The sequence below is a fragment of the Micromonospora sp. WMMD736 genome (genome assembly GCF_049179015.1).
In the GTDB taxonomy this organism is placed as follows: Bacteria; Actinomycetota; Actinomycetes; order Mycobacteriales; family Micromonosporaceae; genus Micromonospora.
The window spans coordinates 6,389,678-6,404,261 of sequence record NZ_JBMHMI010000001.1 but is presented as its reverse complement, the minus strand read 5'-3'; the positions used below and the strand labels follow the sequence as shown (position 1 = coordinate 6,404,261).

At 71.3% G+C, this 14,584-nt stretch carries 13 protein-coding genes; 8 read left to right on the top strand and 5 right to left on the bottom strand.

The genetic code is table 11. The features are described from left to right. Positions 1-56 precede the first annotated feature (56 nt). The gene (locus ACN269_RS29160) at positions 57-1,325 is read right to left on the bottom strand and encodes a cellulose-binding domain-containing protein (RefSeq protein WP_421475439.1); all 1,269 of its coding nucleotides are present in this window, start codon (positions 1,323-1,325) and stop codon (positions 57-59) included. Between the two features lie 384 nt (positions 1,326-1,709). Between ACN269_RS29160 and ACN269_RS29155 the strand changes: the two genes are divergently transcribed. Continuing rightward, on the top strand, positions 1,710-3,692 hold the full coding sequence (locus ACN269_RS29155; protein WP_421475438.1) for a GTP-binding protein: 1,983 nt from the start codon (positions 1,710-1,712) through the stop codon (positions 3,690-3,692). On the opposite strand, the gene ACN269_RS29150 is transcribed toward ACN269_RS29155, so the two are convergent. Continuing rightward, positions 3,655-4,155, bottom strand: a complete 501-nt coding sequence (locus ACN269_RS29150) for a YcxB family protein (protein WP_421475437.1) — start codon at positions 4,153-4,155, stop codon at positions 3,655-3,657. The two genes, ACN269_RS29155 and ACN269_RS29150, sit on opposite strands and share 38 nt — an antisense overlap. A gap of 92 nt (positions 4,156-4,247) precedes the next feature. Here ACN269_RS29150 and ACN269_RS29145 point away from each other — a divergent pair, with 92 nt between their 5' ends. Both ACN269_RS29145 and ACN269_RS29140 read left to right on the top strand, forming a co-directional pair. Further along, entirely contained in the window at positions 4,248-4,808 is a 561-nt protein-coding gene (locus tag ACN269_RS29145) for a hypothetical protein (protein WP_421475436.1), read from the top strand. A 22-nt stretch (positions 4,809-4,830) separates the two neighbouring features. Further along, positions 4,831-6,051, top strand: coding sequence for an MFS transporter (locus ACN269_RS29140; protein ID WP_421475435.1), 1,221 nt, complete (start codon positions 4,831-4,833; stop codon positions 6,049-6,051). Between the two features lie 11 nt (positions 6,052-6,062). Here the strand turns inward: ACN269_RS29140 and ACN269_RS29135 are convergent, their stop codons facing one another. Beyond that, on the bottom strand, positions 6,063-7,301 hold the full coding sequence (locus ACN269_RS29135) for a hypothetical protein (protein ID WP_421475434.1): 1,239 nt from the start codon (positions 7,299-7,301) through the stop codon (positions 6,063-6,065). Between the two features lie 272 nt (positions 7,302-7,573). On the opposite strand from ACN269_RS29135, the gene ACN269_RS29130 reads away from it, so the two are divergent. After that, positions 7,574-9,097: an RICIN domain-containing protein gene (locus ACN269_RS29130; protein WP_421475433.1), complete on the top strand. Its 1,524-nt coding sequence runs from the start codon at positions 7,574-7,576 to the stop codon at positions 9,095-9,097. 64 nt (positions 9,098-9,161) lie between these two features. Here ACN269_RS29130 and ACN269_RS29125 read toward each other — a convergent pair whose 3' ends face one another. Continuing rightward, positions 9,162-10,286, bottom strand: coding sequence for a glycoside hydrolase family 53 protein (locus ACN269_RS29125; protein ID WP_421475432.1), 1,125 nt, complete (start codon positions 10,284-10,286; stop codon positions 9,162-9,164). Positions 10,287-10,311: 25 nt separating this feature from the next. Next, complete coding sequence (locus ACN269_RS29120; RefSeq protein ID WP_421475431.1) at positions 10,312-11,502, bottom strand: cellulose binding domain-containing protein; 1,191 nt, start codon at positions 11,500-11,502, stop codon at positions 10,312-10,314. Between the two features lie 224 nt (positions 11,503-11,726). Here ACN269_RS29120 and ACN269_RS29115 point away from each other — a divergent pair, with 224 nt between their 5' ends. The 4 genes from ACN269_RS29115 (at position 11,727) to ACN269_RS29100 (ending at position 14,533) form a co-directional block, all read left to right on the top strand. After that, entirely contained in the window at positions 11,727-12,554 is an 828-nt protein-coding gene (locus ACN269_RS29115; protein ID WP_421475430.1) for an SAM-dependent methyltransferase, read from the top strand. Between the two features lie 161 nt (positions 12,555-12,715). Then, a complete protein-coding gene (locus ACN269_RS29110) occupies positions 12,716-13,090 on the top strand; it encodes a hypothetical protein (protein WP_421475429.1) in 375 nt (124 codons plus the stop codon). A gap of 110 nt (positions 13,091-13,200) precedes the next feature. Then, positions 13,201-13,656 carry a hypothetical protein gene (locus ACN269_RS29105; protein WP_421475428.1) on the top strand — a complete coding sequence of 152 codons (456 nt, stop codon included), beginning with the start codon at positions 13,201-13,203 and terminating at the stop codon, positions 13,654-13,656. Positions 13,657-13,813: 157 nt separating this feature from the next. Then, a complete protein-coding gene (locus ACN269_RS29100) occupies positions 13,814-14,533 on the top strand; it encodes an alpha/beta fold hydrolase (RefSeq protein WP_421475427.1) in 720 nt (239 codons plus the stop codon). The last annotated feature ends 51 nt before the right edge of the window (positions 14,534-14,584 follow it).

Sequence of the window (14,584 nt, the reverse complement as noted above, 5' to 3'; positions counted from 1 at the left end):
ACGACGGCGGGAGTGCGGCACGTCGACCGTGCCACACCCCCGATCCCGTGCGACGGTCAGCAGCCGATCCGGCTGGCCCCGACCGCGACGTCGTCGTACCAGAGGGTGTCGGACCCGTTGCCGTAGCTCTCCCAGCCCAGCTTCAGGTCGGTGAGCTGCGGTCGCCAGGTGCGGTTGTACCACTGCCCGTCGATGTCGTGGGTGGGTACGCCGTCCGCGGTCAGCCCCGCGATGGCGGTGCCGTCCAGCCAGGTACGGAGCTGACCGGACGAGCCGTCCACCATGAACTCCAGGCAGGTCCACCGGTTGGTGGGCAGTGGCACGCTCTGCGCCACCCCGGCCGGGCTCTGCTCCGGCAGGGTCGCGTCGTCAGAGGCGCGGTTCCACTGCAGGGCGCCGTTCTGGCCGCCCATCCGCAGGTCCCGGTTGCCGTCGGCGGCGTCGGTCATCGCCATCATCGTGGTGTGGTCGGTGGGCTGGGCGGTGGTGTGCCGGACCCAGATCCGGCCGTACCGGACGCTGCCCACGCTGCCGAGGTTCTTCGTGGACCTGATGAAGACGTGGTTGCAGTACCCCGCCGCGCCGTTGATCCGGACGGCCCGGCTGCCGCTGTGCGTGGTGGTCGTGTCGATGGTGGCGGTTCCGGCGCCGGAACAGTCCGGGCTCACCACGGCCCAGTCGCCGGACGGTGTCGAACCGGTCTGGCTCTCGAAGCCGTCGCAGAGCACCGCCCCGGCGCAGCCGACCGGCGGCGGCGTGGTGGGCGGGGGCGTCGTGGGCGGCGGGGTGGTGGGCGGCGGCGTCGTGGGGGGCGGAGTGGTCGGGGGCGGAGTGGTCGGGGGCGGCGTGGTCGGGGGCGGCGTGGTCGGCGGCGGCGTGGTCGGCGGCGGCGTGGTCGGCGCGACACCGTTGCACGGAACGCCGTTCAGGCTGAAGCCGGTCGGCGCTCCACCGCTGGTGCTGTACGTGCCCTGCACGCCGAACTCGGTGGCGCCGCCGGCCGGGATGCTCCCGTTGTACGACATGTTGCGGGCGGTCACCGTCGATCCGGACTGGCTGACCGTGGCGTTCCAGCCGCTCGTGACGCGCTCGTTTCCGGCGTACGTCCAGGTGACGGTCCAGGCGGAGACGGCGGTGTCCCCGGGGCTGACCTTGACGCTGGCGGTGAAACCGCCGGGCCACTGGTTGGGCGTGTAGTCGATCCGGCAAGCCTGGGCGGCCGCGGCCGGCGCGACGAGCAGGGTCGTGCCGGTCGCGGTCACGGCGGCGGCCAGCGCGGCGACGACCGCGAGGGTCGGGGCGGGGCGGGCACGGAGAATGGTCATGGGAAGTCCTTCTGCCATCGAGCGGGAGAGGCCGGCGCGGCAGCGCGTCCGGAGCGGACGCGGTGATGCGCCGGGTACGGCGCGGCGATGCGCCACAGCGAGTGGTCGATGCGTACGACCGACGTGCCCGGCTCGAGGTCAAGCTGTCAGTCACCGCTTCGGATCGTTGCCCGAAGCCCGGTGACGCCCACCCTCAATCTATTGACAGAGCACTATCTAAGCAAGCGCAGGTAAATGGGTGGCCCGACGCCGCCGGCCGTGCCAGCCTGGCCGAAGAAGGACCGGGCCCGCACGGCCCGGCAGCACCGGCAGACAGGAGCACGGCGATGCGAGGACTCGAAACCCCGCCCATCCGGACGCGAGCTTTCGAGGACCTGATCGCCTGTGCAGACCGTCAACCTTGGTATCGTCGCCCACGTCGACGCCGGTAAGACCAGCCTGACCGAACGCCTGCTGCACGCCACCGGGTTCATCGACCAACTCGGCAGCGTCGACGCGGGCACCACCCAGACCGACACCGGTGAGATCGAGCGTCGGCGGGGCATCACCATCCGCAGCGCCGTCGCCGCTTTCACCGTGCGCGACCGCCAGGTCAACCTGCTCGACACCCCCGGGCACAGCGACTTCGTGGCCGAGGTCGAACGCGCGCTCGGGGTGCTCGACGCGGCCGTGCTGGTGCTGTCGGCCGTCGAGGGGGTCCAGCCACACAGCCGCCGGATCATGGGGATCCTCCGGTCGCTCCGGCTGCCCACGCTGATCTTCGTCAACAAGATCGACCGGGTCGGGGCCCGCGTCGACGAGCTGGTCGCGGACACCCGCCGGCTCCTCGCGCCGACCGTCGTCCCGCTGGGCACGGTCCGCGCGCCCGGCACGCCCGAGGCCACCTACCGGCCGCACCCCCGGGGGTACGACCACCGCCTCGCCGAGATTCTCGCCGAACACGACGACGAACTGCTGGCCGTCCTCGTCGACGACCTGCCGCCCGACCCCGACCGCGTCGACGAGGCCCTGCGGGCGCAGGTCGCGGCGGGGCAGGCGTACCCGCTGCTGTTCGGCTCGGCGCTGTCCGGCGCCGGCGTACCGGAGCTGCTGGACGCCATCGCGGCCCTGCTTCCGCCCGCACCTCCGGCCGAACCCGACCCGCGAGCGCGGGTGTTCGCCATCGAGCGCGACCCCTGCGGCGAACGGGTGGCCTACCTGCGCTCGTACGGCGGACAGTTCCGGGCGCGGGAGCGGGTCACCGCGTACCGTCGGGAGCCGGACGGCCGGACCACCGCGACGCGCGGGCGGATCACGCGGCTCGACGTGGTCGGCGCGGCCACCGACCGGGCCGCGCTGACCGCCGGCCACATCGCCCGGGTCGGCGGCCTGACCGGGGTACGCCTCGGCGACCAGCTCGGCAGCCCGGCCGGCCTCGACGGGCGGTCGTACTTCCCGGCGCCGACCCTGGAGGCGGTGGTACGACCCCGCGACGCGTCCCGGACGGTGGCGCTGCACGCCGCGCTACTGGACATCGCGGACACCGACCCGTTCCTGCGGACCCGGGTGGCCCCCGACGGCGGCACGAGTGTGCTCCTCTACGGCGAGGTGCAGCGTGAGGTGCTGAGTGCCACGCTGGCCGAGAGGTACGGGATCGAGGCGGAGTTCGGGCCGGCACGGCTCGTGCACGTCGAGCGGCCGACCGGCACGGGTGCCGCCGTGGAGATCATCGGGCACGGCTTCTTCGGGACGGTCGGGTTCCGGGTCGAACCCGGCGTCGGCGTGGACTACCGACGGGAGGTCGAGCTGGGCTCGCTGCCGCTGTCGTTCCACGCGGCCATCGAGGAGGCCGCCCGCGCCGCCCTCGACCAGGGCTGTCACGGCTGGCCGGTGACCGACATCCGGATCACCCTCACCCACAGCGGCTACTGGTCGCCGATCACGACGGCCGGGCACTTCCGGGACCTCGCGCCGTACGTCCTCATGCAGGCGCTCGCCGAGGCCGGCACAAGGGTCTTCGAGCCGTGTCGCCGCTTCGAGGTGGAGGTGCCCGCCGACCGGCTCGGCCCGGTCACGTCGTACCTGGGCGGGCTCGGCGCACGGGTCGACGGGGTCGACGACGTCGCCGCCGGCTGGCGGATCAGTGGCGTGCTGCCGGCCCGGCTCGAAGTCGAGGCGCAGCGGCGGCTGCCGGACCTGTCCAGCGGGGAAGGGCTGTGGTCGTCGACGCCCGGCGGCGACCGACCGGTGTCCGGCGAGCCGCCGCGCCGGGCCCGCACCGACGGCAACCCGTTCGACCGGGCGGCGTACCTGCGCTTCCTCGCCCAGCCGAAGAACCGGACCCTCGCCGTCAGGGACGCGGACCCAGCAGGCCCCGGTCGGTCATGAAGACGCGCAACGTCTCGGCGTCCTCGGCGGACATCAGCCACCGGGGGATCACGGTCGCCGGCATCCGGCCGACGAACACGACCCAGAACTCCGGGGTGTCCTGCACCCGCGCGACCCCGTCCCAGGCGATACCGCCGGACTCCGCGCCGCTGCGCATCATGATGTTGTCGTCGGTGATCTCGTACGCGCCGTCGACGGCGTAGTCACCCGAGCGGCGGCGGGCCCGCGACCGCACCCAGGGCAGGTACAGCATCGACAGCACGCCGCCGAGCACCAACGTCAGCCACAGCGGGGACGCGCGCTCACCCCAGCCCAGCCCGCGCGCGAGCACCAGGCCGACCACCCCGATCGCCACCAGCACCGCGCCGATGTAGCTGAACCGACGCAGCCGGACACCGGCGAGGGTGGCCGCCACACGAGCGGGATAGGCGGGATCGGCGGGTACGTCGAAGCGGATGCGCACCCCAGAACGATAGTGCCTGCACCGGCCGGGGACGCGGGGACGCGGGGACGCGGACGTTTCGGCCGGAGTGGCTTTCGGGTAGCGGATGGCGCATGAACCGCGATCTCCTCAAGGCCGTTCAGGTGGCGTGGGGGCTCCCGGAGTTCCGCGACGGGCTCCGACACCTCATCGACCTCGACGAGGTGTCCGTGCTGCTGGCCACGCTGGCCGTGCCGGACCACGACGGTGCGGTCGAGCGCAGCCTGGTGGACCTGCTGCGCTCCGGCCTGGAGACGGTCGAGATCCGGGAGGCGGTGTTGCTGCTGCTGGAACGGGACGAGGTGCGCCGGCCGCTCGTGGCGGCGGCGGTGGAACCGCTCGCCGACCGACCGGGCCTCGCCGCCGCCATCGCCTCGGCCGCCGAGGACCCCGCGGTACGACGTGCGGTCCGGGCGGCGCTGGACAGCGCCAACGTGCGCGAGCTGATCTGGCAGGCGATGGAGAACCAGCTCAGCGACCACCGGTTCGGCATGATCCGCCGAGCGGCCGCGCTGTTCGTACGGCACCCGAGCGTGCGGCGTCTGGCGTGGGCCGCGCGCCGGCACGGCGTGCTGCGCGAACTGCGGCGCGGTCCGCTGATCGACCAGGGGCCCTCGGCCGGCAGGGGGCTTTGACACACGCCCTTAGCGTGGCGGGGTGGCCGCGCCCCGCCCGGCACCGCCCCCGCACCTGAGCCGCCCGCTGACGTTCCTGTTCGCGCTGGCGGCCGGCGCGGCCGTCGCCAACCTGTACTGGGCGCAGCCGCTGCTCGGCGTCATCGCCGACGACCTGGACACGCCGACGTCCACGGCCGGCTGGCTCGTCACCGCGACGCAGATCGGGTACGCCGTCGGCGTCCTGCTGCTCGTACCGCTCGGCGACGTCCTGGACCGCCGCCGCTTCGTCCCGCTGATGTTCCTGGCCTCCGCCGCCGCGCTACTGCTGTGCGCGCTGGCACCGTCGATCGGCGTGCTCCTGGTCGCGCTCGGCGTGCTGGGCGTCACGACGATCTCCGGGCAGATCCTCACGCCGCTCGCCGGAGACCTGGCCGGTGACGCCGACCGTGGTCGGGTCGTCGGTGTCGTCGGATCGGGGACCCTCACGGGCATCCTGGCCTCCCGCACGATCAGCGGACTCGTCTCCGGCACCGCCGGTTGGCGTGCGACCTACGCCCTCGCCGCGGTCGTCGCCGCCCTGCTCGCGGTCCTGCTCCACCGCGCGACGCCGCCGCTGCCACCGCGGGCACGCATCCCGTACCCACGGCTCCTGTTCTCGGTCGCCGCGATGGTCCGGCGGGAGCGGGCGGTCCGGTGGACGCTGGTCCTCGCCGCCACCGGCTTCGCCGCCTTCTCGCTCTTCTGGACGGCGCTGACGTTCCTGCTCAGCGGTCCACCGTTCCACTACCCGCCGACGGTGATCGGGATGTTCGGGTTGGTCGGACTCGCCGGTGTCCTCTCCGGCCTGCGCGGTGGTCGCCTGCACGACCGCGGCTGGTCCCTTCCGGCCACCGGGGCGGCCTGGGCCCTGGCCCTGGGGGCGTTCGTCGTCGCGGCGTTCGGCGGCCGGTCCCTCGTGCTTCTCGTCACCGTGGCCGTCGTGGTCGACGTCGCCTTCCAGACGCAGGCCCTGCTCAACCGGGCGCGGTTGTTCGCCCTCGCGCACGAGGCGCGCAGCCGGCTCAACACGGCTCTGGCGACCAGCAACTTCATCGGCGCCGCCGCCGGTTCCGCCGCCGCGAGCACGCTCTGGTCCGTGGGCGGCTGGTCAGCTGTCACGATCGCGGGAGCGGGCCTGGGCTGCCTGGCGCTCACCGTGTGGGCGCTGGGACGGCGCGGCCCACTCGTCGTCGTCCGTGCCGAACCAGACCCCGTCACCTGAGGACGAACGGGTCAGCGTGCCTGCGTCTGGTCGACGATCGGGAACGCCCGCCGCACGGCCGCCAGGACATCGTTCCGGCGGGAGGCGTAGGTGCTGACCGCCGCCCACAGCGCCTCCAGTGCGGCCTGCAGCGGATCCGACTCCCCGGCGGCCACGAGGGCCGGCAGGGCCATCGCGACCGGGTCCACCGGGCTGTCGAGCGCCGTGCGCAGCAGGTCGGTCGGCGCGGCATCCCTGCGGCGCAGCGAGGCGACGGCGATCGTGACGGTCGGCCTGCCCGGTATCCGCGCCCTGAGGGCCGTCAGGTCGGTGAATTCGGCCGGCAGGGGCCCACCCCGTTCCAGCGCCGTCCACGCGGGCCGCATCCAGTCGAGATCCGCGATGCCGGCCAGGGCGCACGCCTGCCGCGCCGCCCAGACCGCGATCTCGCGTTGGGTGACGGCGTCGGCATCGGCCACGCCGTCGACCAGGTCCCGGTCCAGCAACAGCATGCCGTGGACATTGCCGCGTACCTGTCGGAGTCGCTCGCTCGGCAGACGCCCGCCCCAGCGCCGCAACTCTGCGCGCCGCCGGTACTCCTCGTTGCGGCGGTCCTCCTCCGCCCGTCTGCGCAGTTCGGCCTCGACCTGCTCCTCCAGCGTGAGCGGGGCCGGCAGTCCACGAGCCCAACCGTGCCAGTACGCCGCGTTGCCGCTGCTCTGGCGCAGCACCGCGTCGGCACGGACGACGCCGTCACCCGGGCCGCCGCCCGCGCTGGCCTGCGGCCAGAAGCACAGCAGGTAGCGGTCCGGTCGTCGGTCCAGGTAGGTGTGGTCGTACTCGTCGATCTCGTCGGGGTCGAGCCCGCCGAACGGATCGCGCCCCTCGTCCATCCCCGCCGCGCAGTACCGCACGCGGTAGACCGGCAGTCGGCCGCCGTCACTGTCCTTCGACGTCAGCGGCAGGTGGGCCAGCGCCCCATCGCCCCACGGGACCAGGTCGACCACCGGGGCCCTCGGCTGGAGCGACACCTCCACCACGTCCTCCCACTCGGCGGCTGCGGGCGGCGGCTCGGCGTCGTGCAGCTCGATCCGGAAACGGACCCGTCCGGAGTGGGTACCGGTCATCAGGAACAGCACACCCGGGTGACCGGCCCCGCACAGGCCGTTCGTCTGCCCGGCGAACGCCTGCTGCATGTCGGGCAGCTCGCGGCTCGTCACGTAGATCTGCCCATAGTCGACCGGCGCCGGGCCGTCGAAGAGAACGCGCACCGAGCGATCCTGTCATCGACCGATCGACATTCGCTGCCCCGTGACGAGGCGGGCGACGACCTCGTCAGCGAGAAGCATCGATGCCTTGACACTCCACATGCGGTCGCTAACACTTGGCTGCAACACGCGCTTAACACGCCGAACACACGCTGTCCGCTACCCGGTGAGGTGCCGGATCCGCCTGGGCGGCACGTCAATCACGCCGCGATTCGATCAATCATGTCCGCGGTTTGTGTTAGCGCTAACACATTCACGACGGCCTCGGAGGCATCATGGTCACACCATCCGCCGACCGCGCACCTGATTCGACGCGCGATCCTCGCCTGTTACGACGGACGCTCGTCGCTCTGGTGGCCGCGTTGACGGCGTTTGTCGGTGTTGTCGCGGTGCGGCCCGGGCCGGCTGTTGCCGCTACCAGTCAGTTCCGGGGGATGAACTGGGCGGTGTTGGGCGACAACTTCAGCACTGGTCCTTTGGTCGTGCAGGGTTTGAGCATGTCGGACAGCAACGCGACCGTGCGGGCCAAGGCCAATGCCCTGTATGACGACATGGCGGCCACCCTGGGTGTCAATACCGTGCGGTTGCCGATCAACACGCACACCGTCGGGACGGCGTGGTGGGAGGCGTACCGTGGTGCCATCGACGCCGCCACCGCCCGTGGGTTCAAGGTGATCCTGGCCTACTGGGAGGACGGCGCCGCCTCCGGCGGCAGGATCACGAACCTCGCCGCGTGGAACGCGATGTGGTCCACGGTGACCAACACGTACGGCGCGAACACCAACGTCTACTTCGAGCCGATGAACGAGCCACACGGCTACAGCTCGGAACAGTGGCGTACCGTCGCGGCCAACTGGCTCACCTCCCACTCCTCGGCCCCACCCGGCCGGGTGCTCATCGGTGGTACCGGCTTCAGCCAGGACCTACGCGACATCTGCAACGACAGCCGCTTCAATGCCACCCTGCTGTCCTTTCACTACTACGCCTTCTTCTACGGCGCGATGACCTACGACGCGTTCCGCGGCCACATCCAGACCCGCCTGGGCACCTGCGCCTCCCGGGCGGTGGCCACCGAGTTCGGCGCGCCCATGAACGACGGCCGGAACTACGCCGATGCCAACAGCACCGACAACTTCGTGCGCTACATCCGCGCCATGGCCCAGGTCATGCGCGACAACCAGATGGGCGGCACCTACTGGCCCGCCCTCGGCGGCAAACCCGGCACCATCGGCTACGACTGGTACTCCATGTACGCGCTGGGCGGCAGCGGCACCGACCTCACCCTCACCGTCCGCAACACCTCCGGCGCGGACCGGCTCCGCTACGCCTGGGGCGACACCATCGGCGGCGGCGACCCCACGACGCCTCCCCCGACCACGGGGACCTTCTACCGGGTCGACGTGCGGCACAGCGGCAAGAGCATGGACGTCCAGTCGCCGAACATGAACAACGGCGCCCGCGTCGGCCAGTACACGTACGGCGGCAACGCCTGGCAGCAGTGGCAGTTCCAGGACGCCGGCAGCGGCTACTGGCGGATCATCAGCCGCAACAGCGGCAAGTGCCTCGACGTGACGAGCGCCTCGACCGCCGACGGCGCCGAACTCATCCAGTACACCTGCGGCAGCGGCACCAACCAGCAGTTCCAGATGGTCACCAACGGCGGCTACTTCCAACTCCGCGCCCGACACAGCGGCAAATGCGTCGACGTACCCGCCGCATCCACCGCCGACGGAATCATCCTCAAGCAGTACACCTGCAACAGCGGCGCCAACCAGCAGTGGTCCCGTACGGCCGTCTGACGGTCCGCCCGACGGCGCCCCCGCTCATCGCCGCGACGATGGGCGGGGGCGCGTCCCGCGAAGGTCAGGGCGTCCAGCGTACGTTCGGGTTCACCCGCCCGAACCAGTCGAAGACGGCCATGTTGTCCCACTGGTTTCCGGTGCCGTTGATGTTGGCCGGGTCCCAACCGTTGCCGATCACCGCGTACCAGGTCGGTTCCCAGTAGAAGACACCGATGGCGCCGGCATTGCGGGCGGTGTTCTGTACCCAGTCGAACTCCTGGGCCTGCCCCGACCAGGTGGCGCTGATGCCGTCGCACGTCGCGTCGCCGATGGCGTTCGGCTCGCTGTCCGCGTTGTTCCGGGTGAAGGGGTACGCGGTCTCCGCGATCACCACCGGCCTGCCGTAGCGACCGCGCAGGTCGACGATGTTGTTGTAGAGGTTCGCCAGGCTGCCGTGCCACATGCAGTAGTAGGACAGTGCCGTGATGTCCCACTGCACGCCCTGGGCGCGGATGCCGTCGTAGAACCACCGGGCGTTGGCGTTGCTGTCGGCGTTCGCGGTGTGGATCATCACCGGAATGCCCCCGCCGCACGCCTTGGTGGCGTTGTAGCCCTGCTTCAGCAGACCGGCCAGCGGGGCGAAGTCGTTGTTGACGACCTTGCCCTCGTTCCACAGCATCCCGACGTTGATCTCGTTGCCGATCTGCACGCTGTCCGGCAGGGTGCCCTGCCCCCGCAGGGCGGCGCAGACGTCGTAGGTGAAGGTGTACACGTCGGCGCCCAGTTGGCTGAGGGTGTGGCCGACCCACGCGGCGGGCTTGTACTGCTTGCCGGGGTCGGCCCAGGTGTCGGAGTAGTGGAAGTCGATGAGCACCTTGAGGCCCTTCGCCTTCGCCGCCCTGGCCTGCGCCAACACCTTGCTCTTGTTGTTGTAGCCGCTCCCCGGGTTGTTCCAGACACGCAGTCGGACGTAGTTCACGCCGACGGACTTCAGGATGTCCAGTGGGTCACGGGCGACGCCGTCGGCGTCGTAGTACCGCGCGCCCACGTCGAGGCTGCGCTGCAACGAGGAGACGTCGGCGCCCCGCATGGTGAGCGTGTTCGCGGCGGAGGCGGGCGCGGTCGGGCCGCCGAGCGTGGTGGAGACGACGAGGACGCCGGCCAGGACGGCCCCGGCCAGGACCCGGCGACGGTGGGTTGTGCTCACGAGACTCCTTGTCGAGGGGACGCGCTCAGCCCGTGGCGCACGGCACGCCGTTCAGCGTGAAGGTGGTGGGCGGCGCGTCGCTGGCGATCCACCGCCCCTGGATGCCGAAGGTCGCGGAGCCGTTCGGCGGCAGGACGCGGTTCCAGTCGACGTTGCGGGCGGTCACCATCGCGCCGGTCTGGCCGACCGTGGCGTTCCACGCCGAGGTCACCTGCTGGTCCCCAGGGAACGGGAACGTGACGATCCAGCCGTCGACCGGCGCGGAACCGAGATTCTGCACCGTCACAGTGGCCACGAATCCGCCCTGCCACTCGGACTGGTTCCGGTAGGTCACCCGGCATGTCGAGGGCGGCGGAGGCGACGGCGTGGACGTCGTGGGCAGGGTGACGGTGTTGGACGCGATCGACACGTTGCCCGCCGCGTCCCGGGCCCGGACGTAGTAGAGGTTCCGCAGCGGCGTGGACGCGGGCAGCGGCGTCGTGTACGTCGTTCCCGGCACGGTGGCGATCAGCGTCGAGCTGAACCAGCCGTCGAAGCGGTAGACGCTGTAGCCGAGCACGCCGACGTTGTCGGTCGACGGCGACCAGGACAGCGTGCCGTCCGAGGCCGTCACCTCGGTGACCGTCAGGTTCTGCGGGGCGCTCGGCGGCGTGGTGTCCCCACCGGTGTCCGTCACCGGCGTGACCACGGTCAGCGTGTCCGTGGCGGTCGACCGGTGCCCGAGGGTGTCCCGGGCGGCCACCCGGAACGAGTACTGCTTGCCCGGCCCGATGTACGAGGTGATCGTGGTGCTGGTGACGGCGCCGACGCTGGCGCTGTAGATGACGTCGTCGAACGCCTGGTAGTACGTGATGTCGTACCCGACGATGGCGCAGCAGCCGGGCTTGGCGGCCGTCCAGGTGAGGGTGACCGAGCCGGTGCGTACCTCGCTGGCGGTCAGGTTGGTGGGCGGGCTCGGCGGGAACGGCGAGGTACCCGGCGTGCCGGGTGGCGTGGTGGGTGGCGGCGGCGCGGTCCCGGTCGGTTCGGCGGCGGGCATCGCGCCGCCGCGCGGCGCCGGGGCGACCCCGGGGTACGCGGCGGGGGCGGCGGTGCCGGCGTCGGCCGCGGGCGCGATGCCCGCGACGGTCACGACCACCGCCGTCGAGAGCATGGCGGCGACCAGCAGACCCGGACCCAGACGGCGGAACAGCGAGGACGACGAGACGCCTGTCATACGTCGACGATGCGGCCATGATATTGATGATCGCCAACGTGTCTCATTACTCGGTCGGTTCCCCTTCGACGCGTCACCCCCGGAGCGCCCAGGCGCGGAGACGACTCACTGGGAGCGATACCAGCCGGGGCGGAATTCTGTGGGCCCGATCGCTACACTCGCCCCAATGCCGGCACCGTCCACAGTCCTCAGCCAGCGCTGATTCGTATCGAATGGAGACGCCTGTGACCCGCGACAAGGCGGCACCCCCGGGCATCGACCCCCGCATTCCCAGCGTGGCCCGGGTCTACGACTTCTTCCTGGGCGGCAAGGACAACTTCGAGGCGGACCGGCAGGTCGCCGAGCACGCCCTGCGGATCACCCCGGACGGGCCGGCAGCCGGCCAGGCGAACCGGGCCTTCCTGCGTCGGGTGATCCGCTTCTTGGTCGCCGACGCGGGGATCGACCAGTTCCTCGACATCGGATCGGGGCTGCCCACCCAGGGCAACGTGCACGAGGTCGCCACCGAGCAGAACCCGAAGGCTCAGGTGGTCTACGTCGACAACGACCCGATCGTCCTGACGCACGGCCGGGCACTGCTCGCCGCGGACGGCACCGCGACGGTGATCCAGGCGGACATCCGGACACCGCAGGAGATCCTGCACCATCCGGACGTGCGGCGGTTCCTCGACTTCGACCGTCCGGTCGGGCTGCTCCTCTTCGCGATCCTGCACCATCTGGGCGACGACGAGGATCCGCGCGCGGTGGCGGCGGAGCTGATCGACGCGCTGCCCTCGGGCAGCTACGTGGCGATCTCGCACTTCCGTGACCCGGGCGAGCGGGACCCGGAGGGCTCCCGCAAGGCGCGCGAGGTCGAGCGGGTCTTCAACGAATCGCTGGGCACCGGCCGCTGGCGTACGGACGAGGAGATCCTCTCGTTCGTCGACGGGCTGGAGGTGCTGGAGCCGGGGCTGGTGCCGCTGGCCGAGTGGCGGCCGGAGCCGGGCGCGTCCGCGCCGCAGCAGACCGACACCTATCACACCTTCGTCGGGCTACTCGCCCGCAAGCCGTAGGTCCACCGCGCGTCCGTCGGCGGGAGCACCCCGCCGACGGACGCGTCACGCCGTTCGGGCTTCACCGACCCCTGAAACGACTCACCCCCAGTTATTGACGACGCAAATTTCCACCAGTAGCTTAATTGCATATTGATAGTTGTCTATCAAAGGGGTCAGCCATGCACTGGAAGTCCATAGCCGTCACCGCGTCCGTCGCGGCCGTCCTGGCCACCGCCCACGCCGCCCCCGCCGCGGCCTCCGGTGTCTGGGGACCCGGCAACTGCCCGCAGGGCTCGTTCTGCGCCTGGCCCAACTGGGACCACCCGGCCCAGGGCCCGACGGCACCTCCGTCCCTGGTGACCAGCGGCGAATGGTCGGGCAACGCCCCGGTCTTCAACTACTACAACCACACCTCCCGGAACGCCGAGATCACCTGGTCCTACACGTACCTCGGCACGCCACTCACCGGCACGGAGTGCGTCCGCCCCGGCGACGGCAACTTCTACGTGCCCATGTTCGTGACGAAGGTGACCTGGCAGACCCGCACCTGCTGACACAACCATTCGTGCGGGGCGGGTGCCCCGGCATCCGCCCTCGCGGCTGCCGCGGCGAATCGGTCCCGGCAGGGACAGCGGCGAATGGGCGCCCCTGCCAGGATCGTGCCGTGGGAATCCTCTGCGACTACTTCCCGGCCGCCTCCGACGAAGCCGCCGCTGCCGTGATCGACGTCCTCGGCGGGCCACGGGCCGCCACCGACCCCGAACTCGACGTGCTCGAGTTGAAGGGCCTCGAACCCTCCGTTTTGATCGGGCAGCTGGAGGGGTTGCTGAGAGGCCTCGACTACGACGCGGTGACCGAGAACCCACGGTGGAGTCACATCGTCGCGGGCCGCGACGACGGCAACCAACTCGTCATCGCGTTGACGGACGAGGTGCAGACGGCGCTGGCCACCTCGTCGGAGGCGGACCTGCGTCGGGTGGCGGTGCCGTGGTCGCAGGTCGAGGAGATCCGGGGGCAGTGCGAGCCGTCGGACCTGGCGGAAATCCTGATCGAGCTGGCCGCGCTGGCACGGTCGGCGACAGCGCGCAGCGAACGCCTGTACTGCTGGGTCTCCGTCTGACAGCGACGCGCGACGCTTCGCGCCGTCGGCGCGACGAACACCGCCACGCGCGGTCGAAGCCTCCGCGTTTGCGCCTCCACCGGGGCCAGCTTGGGCAAGAGTGTCGGAGAGGCGTTGCTGTGCGCCGACGATTCCGCGTATCGCGTAGGAGACTCCGATGGCCGCTGGACCCCGGGGCGAATCCGCCCGCAACGTCGTCCTGGTGCACGGCGCGTACGCCGACGGCTCCTCCTGGTCCGACGTGATCCCGCTGCTCCAACGGGCCGGCCTGACCGTCACCGCCGTGCAGAACCCGCTGACCTCCCTCTCCGACGACGTCGCCGCCACCCGCCGGGCACTGGACCGCCAGGACGGGCCGACGGTGCTCGTCGGCCACTCCTGGGCCGGCACGGTCATCACCGAAGCCGGAGACCATCCATCGGTGACCGCCCTGGTGTACGTGGCGGCCCGCGCGCCGGACGTCGGCGAGGACTACACCGCGCTTGCCGCGAAGTTCCCCACGCCGCCAGCGAACGCGGGCCTGGTCCACAACGACGGGTACGCCCAGCTCAGCGAGAGCTCCTTCCTCGACGACTTCGCCGGCGGCGTCGACGAGGCCCGTGCGCGGGCCCTCTACGCCGTCCAGGGGCCGATCGCCGGCGACCTGTTCACGGCCCGCACCACGAAGGCCGCCTGGCGGGACAAACCCTGCTACTACTCCATCTCGCGGCAGGACCGTACGACCGCGCCCGAGCTCGAGCGGTTCCTGGCCGTGCGGATGAACGCGACGACGATCGAGGTCGACTCGTCGCACCTGGCCATGGTCACCCATCCGGACGCGATAGCCGACCTCATCGTCATGGCCACCCACGGCACCGTATCTGTAAACAACCCTTGATATTAAACGTCACGAACGTCAATATGTGGAGGTCGCGGGTCGTCGAAGCCT